Here is a 13,590-nt window from a genome sequence, read left to right as displayed (position 1 = left end):
CGGCACCAGACCCTTCACGACCGGCCCCGTGCCGGCCTCACGACCCGCACCAGCAGAGAGTGACGTGTGAGCGACTACTACGAGATCCTGGGCGTGGCGCGCGACGCCAGCCAGGACCAGATCAAGAAGGCGTACCGCAAGCTCGCGCGCGAGCTGCACCCGGACGTCGCGGGCGAGGAGGCGGGCGACCGCTTCAAGGACGTGGCGCGCGCGTACGAGGTGCTGTCCAACCCGGAGAAGCGCCAGCAGTACGACCTCGGCGTCGACCCGAGCGCCCCCGGCGGCGGCGCCGGCCCCATGGGCGGCGGGTTCGGCTTCCAGGACATCTTCGAGACGTTCTTCGGCGGCGGGCAGGCGCAGCAGGGTCCCATCCCGCGCGCCCGGCGCGGCCAGGACGCGCTCGTACGGCTCGACATCGACCTGTCCGAGGCGACGTTCGGTGCGCAGCGCGAGCTCCAGGTGGACACGGCGGTCGTGTGCGGGACGTGCGGGGGCTCGTGCTGTCGCCCGGGCACGTCGCCGCGCACGTGCGACGTCTGCCACGGCCGCGGCACGGTCCAGCGCGTGGCGCGCTCGTTCCTCGGCCAGGTCATGACGAGCGCCCCGTGCGCCGCGTGCCAGGGCTTCGGCACCGTCATCCCCGAGCCGTGCGCCGAGTGCTCCGGCGAGGGCCGCGTGCGCAGCCGTCGCAGCCTCACGGTCAACGTCCCCGCGGGCGTCGACACCGGCACGCGCATCAAGCTCACCGCGCAGGGTGAGGTCGGCCCGGCCGGGGGCCCCGCCGGCGACCTCTACGTCGAGATCCGCGAGCGCAACCACGACACGTTCGTGCGGCGCGGCGACGACCTGCACTGCACGCTCCAGGTGCCCATGACCGCGGCCGCGCTCGGCACGATGCTCGAGCTCGAGACGCTGGACGGCGCGCAGGAGATCGACCTGCGCCCGGGCACCCAGCCGGGCCAGATCGTCACGCTGAAGAACCTGGGCGTGGGGCACCTGCACGGCAACGGCCGCGGCGACCTCAACGTCCACATCGAGGTGCAGGTGCCGCGCGAGCTCACCGAGGAGCAGGAGCAGCTCCTGCGCTCGCTCGCCGCGATGCGCGGGGAGGAGCGGCCCGAGCCGCGCCTGTCCGCCGCGCACCCGGGCGTGTTCTCCCGCCTGCGCGACAAGCTCTCCGGACGCTGAGCGGGGCGGGCGCATGAGTGCTCCGGTGTTCCTCGCCGAGACCGGGCTCGACGGCGTCGCGCCCGGCGACCGCTACGTCCTCGACGGGGCGGAGGGTCGCCACGCGGGCGTCGTCCAGCGCCGCGGGGCGGGCGAGCGCATCGACGTCGTGGACGGCGCCGGCCTGCGCCTGCTCTGCGTCGTCGAGCACGCCGACGCGGGCCGCGTGACCCTGCTCGTCCAGGAGGTCGACCGCGAGCCCGCGCCCGCCGTCGTCGTGACGCTCGTGCAGGCGCTCGCCAAGGGTGACCGCGACGAGATGGCGATCGAGGCGGCGACCGAGATCGGGGTCGACGTCGTGGTCCCGTGGCAGGCGGAGCGCTCCGTCGTCGTGTGGCGCGGCGAGCGCGCGGCGAAGTCCCGCGCGCGCTGGCTCGCGACCGTCCGCACCGCGACGAAGCAGGCGCGGCGCGCCCGCCTGCCGCAGGTCGAGGTGGCGGTCGACTCGCGCGGCCTCGCCGCGCGGGTGTCCGACGCCGTCACGAGCGGCGGGTGCGCGATCGTGCTGCACGAGGAGGCCGCGACGCCGCTCGCCGACGTCGCGCTGCCCGACGGCCCGGCCGTCGACGGCGGGCGGGCGCCCGAGGTGCTGGTCGTCGTCGGACCCGAGGGCGGGATCTCCGACCACGAGGTCGCCGACCTCACCGCGGCCGGCGCGGTCGCGGCCCGGCTGGGCCCGCACGTGCTGCGCACGTCGACGGCCGGTCCCGTCGCCGTCGCGCTCCTCGCCGAGCGGCTCGGCCGCTGGGGCGTGGCCGCCGGGCCTGGACTAGCCTCGGGGTCATGACGAGCACCGACGCACGCACGGACCCGGACTGCCTCTTCTGCCGCATCGTCGCGGGAGAGCTGCCCGCCGACGTCGTGGCGACGAGCGACCGCGCGATCGCGTTCCGCGACATCAACCCGCAGGCGCCCGTGCACGTGCTCGTCGTGCCGCGCGACCACCACGGCGACATCGCCCAGCTCGCCGCCGCCGACCCGGCGCTGCTCGCCGACGTCGTCGCGCTCGCCGACGAGGTCGCGGGCGACCAGGCCGACGGCCAGTTCCGCCTCATCTTCAACTCGGGCCCGCGCGCCGGGCAGAGCGTGTTCCACGTGCACGGGCACGTCATCGCCGGCGCGGAGCTCGGCTGGACTCCCGCCTGAGCCCTGCGCGAAAGGACGTGTGACGCCCGGGCGCGCTCGGTACGATGGAGGCGATCTGCGGGGCCGTGGCGGCCCCGGCCCCACCGCACGACCGAAGGAGCGCAGCGGCGCAAGCCGGCTCATGACCTCACTGTCCCGAGAACCCGACCCCCAGCCGCACCGGGTCGAGCACCGCATCGTCATCCCGACCCACGTGCCGATGGTGGCGCTCCTCGGCAGCCGCGACTCCGTGCTCCGGGCCGTCGAGGAGGGGTTCGGCTCGGTCGACGTGCACGTGCGCGGCAACGAGATCGCGGTCTCCGGGCCCCCGGGCGACGTGGCGCTCGCGTCGCGCCTGCTCGACGAGCTCGTCGAGGTCGTGGAGGCCGGTACGCAGCTCACGGCCGACGTCGTGTCGCGTTCCATCGCGATGCTCACGGCCGCGACGGCGTCGCGACCGGCCGAGGTGCTGACGCTCAACATCCTGTCGAGCCGCGGCCGCACGATCCGGCCCAAGACGGTCGGGCAGAAGCGCTACGTCGAGGCGATCGACGCGAACACCATCACGTTCGGCATCGGGCCCGCGGGCACGGGCAAGACGTACCTCGCGATGGCCAAGGCCGTGCAGGCGCTGCAGTCCAAGCAGGTCAACCGGATCATCCTCACGCGCCCGGCGGTCGAGGCGGGGGAGCGGCTCGGGTTCCTGCCCGGTTCGTTGAGCGAGAAGATCGACCCGTACCTGCGCCCGCTGTACGACGCGCTGCACGACATGATCGACCCCGACTCGATCCCCAAGCTCATCGAGGCGGGCACGATCGAGGTCGCTCCGCTGGCGTTCATGAGGGGCCGTTCGTTGAACGACTCTTTTGTCATTCTTGACGAGGCGCAGAACACGACGACCGAGCAGATGAAGATGTTCCTCACGCGCCTCGGGTTCGGGTCGCGCATGGTCATCACGGGCGACGCGACGCAGGTGGACCTGCCCGGCGGCACCCAGTCCGGGCTGCGCGTGATCGAGGACGTCCTCACGGGCGTGGACGACGTCGAGTTCTGCCGCCTCACCTCGTCGGACGTGGTGCGACACCGGCTCGTGAGCGAGATCATCGACGCGTACGCGCGGTGGGACGTCGCGTCCGGGCACGGGACGGGCACCGGGGCGCGACAGGGGACGGGCGGCGGACCGCGCCGCCGCGACGACGAGCGCCGCGGACGCCCCGCGGGCAAGGACCGACGGACGAGGGACGACGCGTGAGCATCGAGGTCAACAACGAGACCGAGGCCGAGGTCGACGAGGCCGAGTTCGCGGCGCTCGCGCGCTACGTGCTCGACGCGATGCGCGTGCACCCGCAGAGCGAGCTGTCGATCCTCTTCGTCGACACGGACGTCATGACCGAGCTGCACGTGCGCTGGATGGACGAGCCGGGACCGACGGACGTGCTCTCGTTCCCCATGGACGAGCTGCGGCCGGGCCGCGACGGCGAGGTGTCGGGGCCGGGCCAGCTCGGCGACGTCGTGCTGTGCCCGGAGGTCGCGGCGCAGCAGGCGGTCACCGCGGGACACTCCACCGCGGAGGAGATGCTGCTCCTCACGACCCACGGCATCCTGCACCTGCTCGGCTACGACCACGCCGAGCCCGAGGAGGAGAAGGAGATGTTCGCGCTGCAGCGCAAGCTGCTCCTGACCTTCCTCGCGGGCCGGTGAGCGGCGAACCCGTCGCGCTCCTGGCGGTCCTGACCGTCCTGACGGTCGTGCTCGCCGCCGCGCTGAGCGCCGGCGAGGCGGCGGTCCTGCGCGTGACGCGCGCGGCGGTGAGCGAGGCAGCGCTCGGCGACGACCTGACGAACCCGCCCCGGCCCTCGGGGCGTCGTGCGCTGGCGCTGCTCGTCGACCCGGCGGCGACGGCCCGTTCCGTCGGCTTCGTGCGCGTCGTGGCCGAGGTCGCCGCGATCACGTGCCTCACGCTGCTGGTCGCCGCGTGGCTCGAGCCGTGGTGGCAGGTCCTGCTCGTCGCGCTCGCGGTGAGCGTCGTCGTCGGTCTCCTCGTGGTGCGCGTCAGCCCCCGGTCGCTGGGCCGCCGGCACGCGGTCCGCGTCCTGCTCGCGCTCTCCGGCCTCCTCACGGGGATCGTCGCCGCCACCCGCTGGCTCACGCGCCTCGCGCCCGCGCCCGACTCGGGCGCGCACGAGCGCGAGCTCCAGGACATGGTCGACCGCGTGAACGAGTCCGACGTCATCGAGGAGGAGGAGCGCGAGCTCATCCGCTCCGTGTTCGAGCTGGGCAGCACGCTGACGCGCGAGGTCATGGTCCCGCGCACGGACATGGTCACGACCTCGCGGGACACGCCGCTGCGCAAGACGCTGTCGCTGTTCCTGCGCTCGGGGTTCTCCCGCATCCCCGTGACGGGGACGTCCGCGGACGACCTCGTGGGCGTCGCCTACTTCAAGGACGTCGTGCGGGTGCTGCAGGGCGGTCCGGAGACGGACGCCCGGCCGGTCGGTGACGTCGCGCGTGCCGCGATCTTCGTGCCCGAGTCCAAGCCCGTGGACGACCTCCTGCGCGAGATGCAGGCGTCGTCGTCGCACATCGCGATGGTCGTCGACGAGTACGGCGGCATCGCGGGCCTCGTGACGATCGAGGACGCGCTCGAGGAGATCGTCGGCGAGCTGACCGACGAGCACGACCGGCCCGAGCCCGAGGTCGAGGACCTCGGTGAGGGCGTGCTGCGCGTCCCCGCGCGCCTCGGCGTGGACGAGCTCGGCGAGCTCTTCGGGCTCGACCTGGACGACGACGACGTGGACACCGTCGGCGGTCTGCTCGCCAAGACCCTCGGCAAGGTCCCGCTGCCCGGCTCCGTGGCCGACGTCCACGGCCTGCGGATCGAGGCCGACCGGGTCGAGGGCCGCCGCAAGCAGCTCGCGACCGTCCTCGTCTCCCATGCCGCCGCGCCGTCCGGGGTGCCGCCCGCGGCGCCTCACGAGCCGGAGACCCCGGCCGACACCCGACCCTCCCTCCCGACCGTGAAGGACACCCCGTGAGCACGACCACCCCCGAGCACCGCTCCGGATTCGCCTGCCTGGTCGGTCGGCCCAACGCCGGCAAGTCGACCCTGACCAACGCCCTCGTCGGCCAGAAGGTCGCCATCACGTCCGGGCGGCCGCAGACGACCCGGCACACGATCCGCGGGATCGTGCACCGCCCCGACGCGCAGCTCGTGCTCGTCGACACCCCCGGCCTGCACCGGCCCCGCACGCTGCTCGGCGAACGCCTCAACGACCTCGTGCGCGAGACGCTCACGGAGGTCGACGTCATCGCGTTCTGCCTGCCGGCCGACCAGAAGATCGGCCCGGGCGACCGGTTCATCGCGAACGAGCTCTCCGAGCTCATGCGCGGGCGCCGCGGCACACCGGTGGTCGCCGTCGTGACGAAGGCCGACCTCGTGGACCGCGGCACGCTGGCCGCGCACCTGCTCGCCGTGGACCGGCTCGGGGAGATCGCGGGGGGCTGGGCGGACATCGTGCCCGTCTCCGCGCAGGACGGCTACCAGGTCGACGTCCTCACCGACGTCCTCGTGTCCCACCTGCCCGAGGGCCCGGAGCTCTACCCGGGCGGCGAGCTCACGGACGAGCCGGAGGCCGTGATGGTCGCCGAGCTCGTGCGCGAGGCCGCGCTCGAGGGCGTGCGCGACGAGCTCCCGCACTCGCTCGCCGTCCAGGTGGAGGAGATCGTGCCCCGCGAGGGCAGCGGCGACGAGGCCACCGGCCGCCCGGCCCTGCTCGACGTGCGGGTCAACCTCTTCGTCGAGCGCGACTCGCAGAAGGCGATCGTCATCGGCCGGGGCGGCTCGCGGCTGCGCGAGGTCGGCACGCGCGCCCGCCACGGCATCGAGGCGCTCCTCGGGACCCGCGTCTACCTCGACCTGCACGTCAAGGTCGCCAAGGACTGGCAGCGCGACCCCAAGCAGCTCCACCGGCTCGGGTTCTGACGCGTCCGACGACCGGGCGGGGGAGATCCCCCGTCCGGTCGTCGGGGCGGCACCAGGGACCCGCGTCCGGGGCGCGACGTACGATTCCCCGGTGATCTTCCGGACCGCCGCGACCACCGCCGCCCTCGCGATCGTCCTCGCGATCGTCGGTGCGGTCACGGGACCGCAGTGGGACCCGGTGCCCGTGACCGAGCACCTGGAGCCCGCGACGCCCGACACGACGATCGGCGGCCAGCCCCCCGGCGGCGCCGACCCCGTCGGCACCTACGCCGTGCGCGAGACGGACGTGACGATTCGGCTCGACGGCGCGACGGTCGGGGGCATCCTGCGCGAGCCGGTCGACGCGGGGGACGACCTCCCGGGCGTGGTGTTCGTGCACGGCGCGGGCACGGGCCTGGCGACGGAGGCCTTCGTGGACGTCGCGGCCGACCTCGCGAGCGCCGGCGTCGTCACCCTCGTGCCCGACAAGCGCCTCGACACGTACACGACGCGTCACCGCGACTACGAGGCGATGGCGCGCGACTACGAGCACTCGGTCGACCTGCTGCGCGCGCGGCCCGGGGTCGACCCGGAGCAGGTGGGGCTGTACGGCGAGTCGGAGGGCACGTGGATCGTGCCCGTCATGGCGGTGGAGGACCCGACGATCGCGTTCTCCGTGCTCGTGTCCGCCCCGGTCGTGCCGCCGCGCCAGCAGGCCGCGTTCGCGGTCGACAGCTACCTGCGCAACACGGACGTCCCGCACGGGGTGTTCCGGGCGATCCCGCGCGCGGTCGGCATGGCGATCCCCGGGGGCGGGTTCGAGTACGCCGACTTCGACGTCGAGCCGTTCCTCGAACGGCTCACCCAGCCCGTCCTCGTGGTCTACGGCACCGCGGACCCGTCGATGCCGGTCGAGCAGGGGGCGCGGCAGATCCTCGACGCGACCGGGCCGTCGTCGGCGTCGGGCGGCGCCGACGTCACCGTCCGGTTCTACGAGGACGCGAACCACGGGATCAAGATCGACGAGGTGCTCGTCCCCGACTTCCCGCGCGACCTCGGCGCCTGGATCACGTCCCTCCCGGACAGCGCGACCGCGCAGCCGCAGGTGGCCGGCGCCGAACCGAACCAGCAGTACCTCGCCGGGCCCGTCCCGACCCCCCGCTGGCTCGGCAACGGCGACCTCCTGGTCGGGCTCGTGCTCGGCGCGGTGGGCCTCCTCGTGCTCGGGCCGCTCGTCGGGCTCGTCGGCGGTCTCGTGCGCCGTCTGCGTCGTGTCGCCGGGCGCCCGAGCGCGCCCGCCGGTCTCGCGCCCGGCTTCCGCGCGCCGCTCGCCGGGCTCGGCGCGGGAGCCGTCGGGACGACGGTGGCCCTCGTGGTCTACCTCGTCGCCGTCGCCCGGCTCGCCCTGGACTACGAGAAGGACGCCTGGGTCGTGCAGGGCGGCTGGGTCGGGGTGCGCCTCGTCGGGCTCGCGACGCTCGTCGCCGCGGCGCTCCTCATCAACCGCTCTGCCGAGGTCCGGGCGGCCCGGCGCGCCGCGGCGGACCGCGCCGACGTGGCCGACCCGGGCGTCGTCGAGGAGGGCCGGGCCGGAGTGCTCCGGGTCGCACGGGGCGTGACGACGCGCGTCATGCTGTGGTGCGTCGTCGCCGGTGCCGCGATCCTCCTCGTGATCCTCGCCTACTGGGGCGTGTACCAGCTCGGCATCTGACCGCTCGCCCGCGCGCGGGCGCCACCGCGTGCGTATCGTGGACAGGTGAGGCGCCGTCGGCTCGCGCAGGACCGGGCGGCTCGTGCCGGGCACGTCACCCGCGAGCCGACGACGGACGGCGCCAGCGCACCGGCGAGCTTCGTCAGCTTCGAGCTCCTGCCCCCCGAGCTGCGCACCGACGACCGCTTCGACGCCGTGTTCGACGGCGAGCCGGACGCCGGGCGCGACGGGGACCGGTCCGGGCGGACGGCCCCGGGCACCCCGGGCGACCGGCGTGGCCTGCACCCCCGGAGCGCCGGGAGCGGGCCGCGACCCTCGAACCCCGCGACAGGATCCACCCGAGCCGCGCGCGACCGTGGACCGTCCCGGGGGAGCGGCGGCACGGACGTCCCGCGGCGCGCCTGGTACGCGCACCCCGTCCCGTGGGTCGCCGTCGCGGTCGCTGCCGCGTTCGCGGGCTCGGTCGCCTTCACGGCCTCGATGGAGGACGCGCGGCCCGTCGACGTCACCGCGCTCGCGGGCGGGCTGCGCCCCCTCGAGGAGCCGCCCGAGCCGCGGTGGTCCGTCCCGGTCGTGCCGGGCTCCGAGGTCGTCCCGGCGCTGGGCGCCGTCGTCACGGTCGACGGCGGCCTCACGGCGTACTCGGTCGACGACGGCTCGGTGCTCTGGCGGTCCGAGCGCCTCGGCGACCGGACCACGTGCCTGCCGTCCCAGGGGGAGCCCGCCCGCGAGGTGGTCGTGTGCGTCGTGCCGTCGGGGTGGCGCGAGCAGGTCGCCCGGCTCGTCACCGTCCGGTCCGGGACGGGCGAGGTCGTCGGGGACCGGACGGTCGAGACCGCGGGCCGGCTGTCGGTCGTGCCGGTCGGTGCCACCGACGTCGTGCGCGCGTGGTGGCGGGGCGGCGAGGTCGCGGTCGTGCGCGAGGACGCGGCGACCGGAGAGGTGCGCTGGGACCTGTCCCTCGAGCACGACGGGCTCGGGCGCGGGGGCGACGTCGTGCTCGACGTCCGCCGCGGAGTGGTGGACGTCCTGGCCCCGGGCGTCGCCGCGGCGCTCACCGAGGACGGCCGCTCGCTCGTCGAGGACGACGTGTGGACGATCGTCCGCCTGCAGGACGGGCGCTACGTGGGGAACGAGTACGGGCGCGGCACGGCGACCGTGTTCACGGCCGAGGGCGAGCCGGCCTTCCGGATCAAGGGCCGCGTCCTCGAGGCTCCCCTCTCGGACGGCTCCGCTCCGGGCGTGATCGTCACCAACACGTTCGGGAGCATCGTGGGGGTCGACGCCGCGACCGGCTCGGAGCTCTGGTCCCTCCCGGGGACCGGCCTGCGGGCCGTGGCGCGCGTCGACGGGCGCGTCGTCGTCCAGACCGACTCGTCCTACCGCAGCGTCGACGCGCGCACCGGCGAGGAGGCCTGGGCCGTGAACATCGACGACAGCGGGCCCTGGCCGGTGCTCACGGACGGACGGTCGCTCTTCGTGACCGAGCGCGGTCGCGAGGGGCAGGGGCTCGTGTCGCTCGCGCTCGACGACGGGGCCGTCGAGTGGCGCTGGGCCCTGCCCGAGGACACGTACCACGTGGTCGCCGTCGAGGGCCGGCTCTTCCTGCTCGGCGCCGACCGGCTGACGGCCGTGTCCTGAGCGGCTCTTCAGCGGTCCTTGAAGTAGCGGAACAGGTGGCGCTCACGGGTCACGAGCATCCCCAGCAGGGCACCGATGGTCGTGGCGGCGGCACCCGCAGCGACCACTCGCAGCCCCACCCACCACGTCTCGGGCCCAGGGTCGGGATTTCCCCACCTCGCGAGCCAGAGCAGGCACGCGCCCGCGATCAGCGCGCCGGCGAACACCCAGGCGAGGGTCTCCAGGAGCACCTGCCACGAGAGGGCGGCCTTGGGCACCCGCGCGTGCAGCGCCGCCGACAGCTCCAGCCGTCGCACGAGCACCGAGGCGAGCCCGAGCACGAACCCGGCGACCACGGCCGCGACGGGTGCGTGCCGTGTCACCCTGTGGGCGAGCAGGTCGCGGGCGTCGTGGTCCGTGCCCCACCGCGTGTTCAGCTGGTCTCGCGTCACCTCGGCGAGGTCCGTCCCGGGCAGCAGAGCCATGTGCAACAGGGCAGCCGAGCCAGCATCGGTGGGCCAGATCTCGGCCCAGCAAGCGTCGAACGTCCCCGTCGCGGGAACCGGTGCCAGCACGGCGTACGCGAGCGCACGGTCGCGCCCGTCGTCGGGGTAGGAGTACACGCCCGCCACGGTCGCGGTGCCCGACGACGTCGCGAGCCGGTCACCCGTCGCCGCGCCGAGGGCCTCGGCGAGGTCGGCCGACAGCCAGACCCCGCTCGAGCGGGTGGCAGAGGTCGTCCCGGTGAGGACGTCGAGCAGCCCCGGCGTCACCTCGAAGACGCCGAGCCGTGAGGAGGGCAGGTTGAGCGCCCGCAGCGGCTCGCCCCCGCGGAAGGCGCCGACCCGGACACCGGCGACGTCCCCGAGGGCGTCACACTGGCTCCCGCTGACTCGCCCCGCGGCCTGGAGCGTCTGGACCGCGGCTCCCGCTGCCCGGAAGTCTGCGGCCCCGCGCAGCACCTCCACGACCGCGCGGGTGTCGACCGCCGCGAGGGTCCCTACCAGCACGGCGAACGCGAGGGTGAGCAGCAGAGCGCGTGACGTGCCCGAGCGAAGGTTGCGCCAGGCCTCCGACGCCGTCGCCGTCGGCCGTATCACGAGACGGGCTCCGCCTGAGCGTCGGCGAGGTCGACCACTCGCGTGCACGCGTCCCGCGTGTGCGGGTCGTGCGTGGCGACCACGACGATCGAGTGCTGTTGCGCGACGCCGGCGAGGACGGCGTTCACCGTGCTGGCGGTGTGCAGGTCGAGCTGGGCCGTCGGCTCGTCGACGAGCAGCAGGTCCGGGGCGAGCGCGACCGCTCGCGCGAGCATCAGCCGCTGCGCCTCCCCGCCCGACAACGCCCGGAACGGTCGATCCGCGACGGGGGCGAGGTGGAACTGGTCGAGGATCGTCATCGCCTCGTTCTCCGCCTCCGGGCGCCGGAGCCCGCGCGCGAGCAGCGGCAGGACCACATGGTCCAGCGCGGCGCGTCGCGGCACTCCGTGGGGGTTCTGGAAGACCCAGCCGGTGTGCTCGATCCTGGTCCGCTCCACGGTCCCCGCGGTGGGAGCCACCCAGCCTGCCAGGATGCTGAGCAGCGTCGACTTGCCCGATCCCGACGGTCCGACCAGCGCCACCACCTCGCCTGGGACCAGGTCCAGGTCCAGCCCGGAGAACAGCTCGCCCGCACCCGGGAACGCGTGCGCGAGGCCTCGCGCGCGGAGCGTTCCGGTCACCCGCAGTCCCGATCGTCGGTCGGAGGCGTGAGCGCCACGCGGGCGGGCGCGCTTCCGTCGTCGAAGGTGACGAAGGTCTGGCCGAGCGAGGAGGACACGACGCTCACCGTTCGCGGCGTCCCGTCGGCGACGACGCAGCCCGTCCCGTCCGACAGCGCGTACAAGGACCCGGGCGGCACCGCAGAGACCTCGAGCGGCGTCGCCAGCAGGTAGTCGAGACTCAGGGGCTCGGTGGACTCCTCGCTCTGCGAGAAGCGAAACGCCGGAGTGTCGCGCACGGCGTCGAGGAACGCGCGGTCCGTGATCGCCCCGTCGCCGCCGACCGGGGCGGTGACCTCGGAGCCCGGCAGGCGGACGATGCGGTCGCCCGCGACGGCGTCCTGCGGCACGGTGGTGATGCGCAGCGACTCGAGGGTGCCGGCGACGGTCGCCAGCTCGGTGTCGCCGACGGATCCGCCGACCTGAACTGCGCAGGCGGTGACGGTGACCGAGGGTGCGGGCAGCCACAGCACCGAGGCCACGGCGAGCGTGCCAGGCGCTCTCGCGAGGTCGAGAGCGTCCTTCTGCAGCGCAGTCACGGCGGCCTTCGTCGCCGCGCCGTACTCGCCGTCGGGCCTGACCTCGAACCCCAGCCGGGCCAGTTCGCGCTGGAGGCTCGCGACGTCGTCGCCCGTCATCTCCGGCGCGAGGTCGCGCCACAGCGGGACGTCGGTGGCCAGCGCGAGAACGGGGCGGTCGTCGACCGTCGCGGGAGAGCTTCCCGACGTGATCGTCGCGCCAGGCTTGCACACGCTGCGCCGCAGCCGCCCGGAGTCGCCGAGCATCAGCGTCGTCTCCTCGGTCAGCCGGGCGGTGACGGCGACCTGTCGCGCGTCGTCGAGCTCCTGCGTCGTGACAGGCAGGGACGCCTCGGCCGTGGCGGGCGGGAGCAGAGAGGCAGGCGTGCTCTCGGGCACGAGGAGGACACCGGCGATCACCCCGGTGGCAACCAGCACCAGTGCGGCGAGGGTGGACGTGGCCCATGCCGTCCGGCCGTGCTTGTCGGCGGCTCGCCGGGTCACGGCTCCTCGGTCTCCCGTCCGAGCCGTCCGAGGGTCACGAGAGGCACGCGCTGACCTCGGCCGAAGGCACGAAGGACTCGTCGTCGATGAGCTCCTGCAGCTCTTGGTCCGTGAGGTCACGAACCTCGTCGACATCTGCGGGGTCCAGGCACTCGCGCCACAGCTCCAGCAGCGTCTTGCCCTCGGGGTTGCTCCGCATCTCGTGGTAGTAGAGCCCGATGTCCCAGATCGTCCCGTCCGCGCACTCGTCGGCGATCACGGGGATCTGCTCGAACGCGGCGTCGGGGTCGTCCGAGGCGTTGCGGAACGTGTCCTGGGACTCCGGCGTCGCGCCGTAGGCGAACACGTCGCCGTCGCCGTCGCCGAAGTCCGCCTCCAGGCCGCGATCGGACATGCATCGCGCGTACGCGTCCTGTGCTTCAGCCAGCTCCGCGTCGGTGATCTCGTAGTCGGCCAGGACTTGGCGCTCCAGCTCGCTGAGGTCACTCGTGAGGAGCGCGTCGATCTCCGTACGCCACCGGTCCGCCACCCCCGGCGCCGGGGACTCCGCGGGAGCACACCCCGCGAGGACCACCACGATGCCTGCGACGACGACACGTGCACACCGCTTCATCCCTGAACCCCCGTGCATCCTGAAACCAGACGTACTGCTCCGGTGGTCGGGGCCCGACCACGGTGTGGCCCGACCACCGGAGCGCCGGCGCGTGCGGCGCACTACACCGTCTGCTCGTAGAAGCCCAGCTCGGCGCTTCCGGACATGATGGATCCACCCGTCCTGCCCGATGCGTACGTCGTCCCGCTCGGCGCGTACACGGTGACGTTGCTCGTCGTGGCCGCTCGGTTCGTCCAGTACGCGGTCCCGCCAGCCGAGTGGTACTGCACCCGAACGGAGACGCGGTAGCAGCTGCCGTTCCGCGCGGTCGCCCCACGGCTCGGCTTGAGCGCCGTGTACTGGCACGTGGCAGTGCTCGCGCTGACCGTGATCGTTCCCGTCGCGGCCGTCGCCGACGGCCCGAGGGCCACCATGCCTCCTAGCGCGAGAGCGCCCGCAGTCCCGATGCTCACCAACGTCTTCTTCAGCTTCCCCTGCTTCGACACAGTGATCCTCCTGGTGCGTTGAGGCGCCGTCCTTGGCGACCTCAGGAGAACCACGCTCCCGCAGTTC

General features: G+C 74.1%; 14 protein-coding genes. 9 read left to right on the top strand and 5 right to left on the bottom strand.

What is annotated here, in order from left to right; genetic code table 11:
- Positions 1-66 precede the first annotated feature (66 nt).
- The 9 genes from dnaJ (at position 67) to JOE63_RS14700 (ending at position 9,665) form a co-directional block, all read left to right on the top strand.
- Positions 67-1,188: a molecular chaperone DnaJ gene (dnaJ, locus tag JOE63_RS14740; RefSeq protein WP_087469287.1), complete on the top strand. Its 1,122-nt coding sequence runs from the start codon at positions 67-69 to the stop codon at positions 1,186-1,188.
- A 13-nt stretch (positions 1,189-1,201) separates the two neighbouring features.
- Complete coding sequence (locus tag JOE63_RS14735) at positions 1,202-2,014, top strand: 16S rRNA (uracil(1498)-N(3))-methyltransferase (RefSeq protein ID WP_204542333.1); 813 nt, start codon at positions 1,202-1,204, stop codon at positions 2,012-2,014.
- Positions 2,011-2,373 carry an HIT domain-containing protein gene (locus tag JOE63_RS14730; protein ID WP_204542331.1) on the top strand — a complete coding sequence of 121 codons (363 nt, stop codon included), beginning with the start codon at positions 2,011-2,013 and terminating at the stop codon, positions 2,371-2,373. Before JOE63_RS14735 ends, JOE63_RS14730 begins: the two co-directional genes overlap by 4 nt.
- Positions 2,374-2,494: 121 nt before the next feature.
- Positions 2,495-3,604, top strand: coding sequence for a PhoH family protein (locus JOE63_RS14725; RefSeq protein ID WP_087469284.1), 1,110 nt, complete (start codon positions 2,495-2,497; stop codon positions 3,602-3,604).
- Positions 3,601-4,053: an rRNA maturation RNase YbeY gene (gene ybeY / locus JOE63_RS14720; protein ID WP_087469283.1), complete on the top strand. Its 453-nt coding sequence runs from the start codon at positions 3,601-3,603 to the stop codon at positions 4,051-4,053. The genes JOE63_RS14725 and ybeY overlap by 4 nt, the downstream gene beginning before the upstream one ends.
- Positions 4,050-5,387, top strand: coding sequence for a hemolysin family protein (locus tag JOE63_RS14715; protein WP_087469282.1), 1,338 nt, complete (start codon positions 4,050-4,052; stop codon positions 5,385-5,387). The genes ybeY and JOE63_RS14715 overlap by 4 nt, the downstream gene beginning before the upstream one ends.
- Positions 5,384-6,334 (top strand): GTPase Era, encoded by a 951-nt coding sequence (gene era / locus JOE63_RS14710; protein WP_087469281.1) that lies wholly within the window; start codon positions 5,384-5,386, stop codon positions 6,332-6,334. Before JOE63_RS14715 ends, era begins: the two co-directional genes overlap by 4 nt.
- 91 nt (positions 6,335-6,425) lie before the next feature.
- Positions 6,426-8,024 carry an alpha/beta hydrolase family protein gene (locus JOE63_RS14705; RefSeq protein ID WP_204542329.1) on the top strand — a complete coding sequence of 533 codons (1,599 nt, stop codon included), beginning with the start codon at positions 6,426-6,428 and terminating at the stop codon, positions 8,022-8,024.
- A gap of 45 nt (positions 8,025-8,069) precedes the next feature.
- A complete protein-coding gene (locus JOE63_RS14700; protein WP_204542327.1) occupies positions 8,070-9,665 on the top strand; it encodes an outer membrane protein assembly factor BamB family protein in 1,596 nt (531 codons plus the stop codon).
- An 8-nt stretch (positions 9,666-9,673) separates the two neighbouring features.
- Here the strand turns inward: JOE63_RS14700 and JOE63_RS14695 are convergent, their stop codons facing one another.
- The 5 genes from JOE63_RS14695 to JOE63_RS14675 form a co-directional block, all read right to left on the bottom strand.
- The gene (locus tag JOE63_RS14695; RefSeq protein WP_204542325.1) at positions 9,674-10,744 is read right to left on the bottom strand and encodes a hypothetical protein; all 1,071 of its coding nucleotides are present in this window, start codon (positions 10,742-10,744) and stop codon (positions 9,674-9,676) included.
- On the bottom strand, positions 10,741-11,364 hold the full coding sequence (locus JOE63_RS14690; protein WP_087469277.1) for an ABC transporter ATP-binding protein: 624 nt from the start codon (positions 11,362-11,364) through the stop codon (positions 10,741-10,743). The genes JOE63_RS14695 and JOE63_RS14690 overlap by 4 nt, the downstream gene beginning before the upstream one ends.
- Positions 11,361-12,425, bottom strand: a complete 1,065-nt coding sequence (locus tag JOE63_RS21710) for a peptidoglycan-binding domain-containing protein (RefSeq protein WP_204542322.1) — start codon at positions 12,423-12,425, stop codon at positions 11,361-11,363. Before JOE63_RS21710 ends, JOE63_RS14690 begins: the two co-directional genes overlap by 4 nt.
- A 34-nt stretch (positions 12,426-12,459) precedes the next feature.
- The gene (locus JOE63_RS14680; protein WP_157759416.1) at positions 12,460-13,038 is read right to left on the bottom strand and encodes a hypothetical protein; all 579 of its coding nucleotides are present in this window, start codon (positions 13,036-13,038) and stop codon (positions 12,460-12,462) included.
- Between the two features lie 101 nt (positions 13,039-13,139).
- Positions 13,140-13,490, bottom strand: a complete 351-nt coding sequence (locus JOE63_RS14675; protein ID WP_157759415.1) for a hypothetical protein — start codon at positions 13,488-13,490, stop codon at positions 13,140-13,142.
- Positions 13,491-13,590 lie beyond the last annotated feature (100 nt).

Origin of the sequence: Cellulosimicrobium cellulans, assembly GCF_016907755.1 — a bacterium.
Classification (GTDB): domain Bacteria; phylum Actinomycetota; class Actinomycetes; order Actinomycetales; family Cellulomonadaceae; genus Cellulosimicrobium; species Cellulosimicrobium cellulans_D.
The sequence above is the reverse complement of the archived record's forward strand: the minus strand, read 5'-3'. Positions and strand labels throughout refer to the sequence as shown.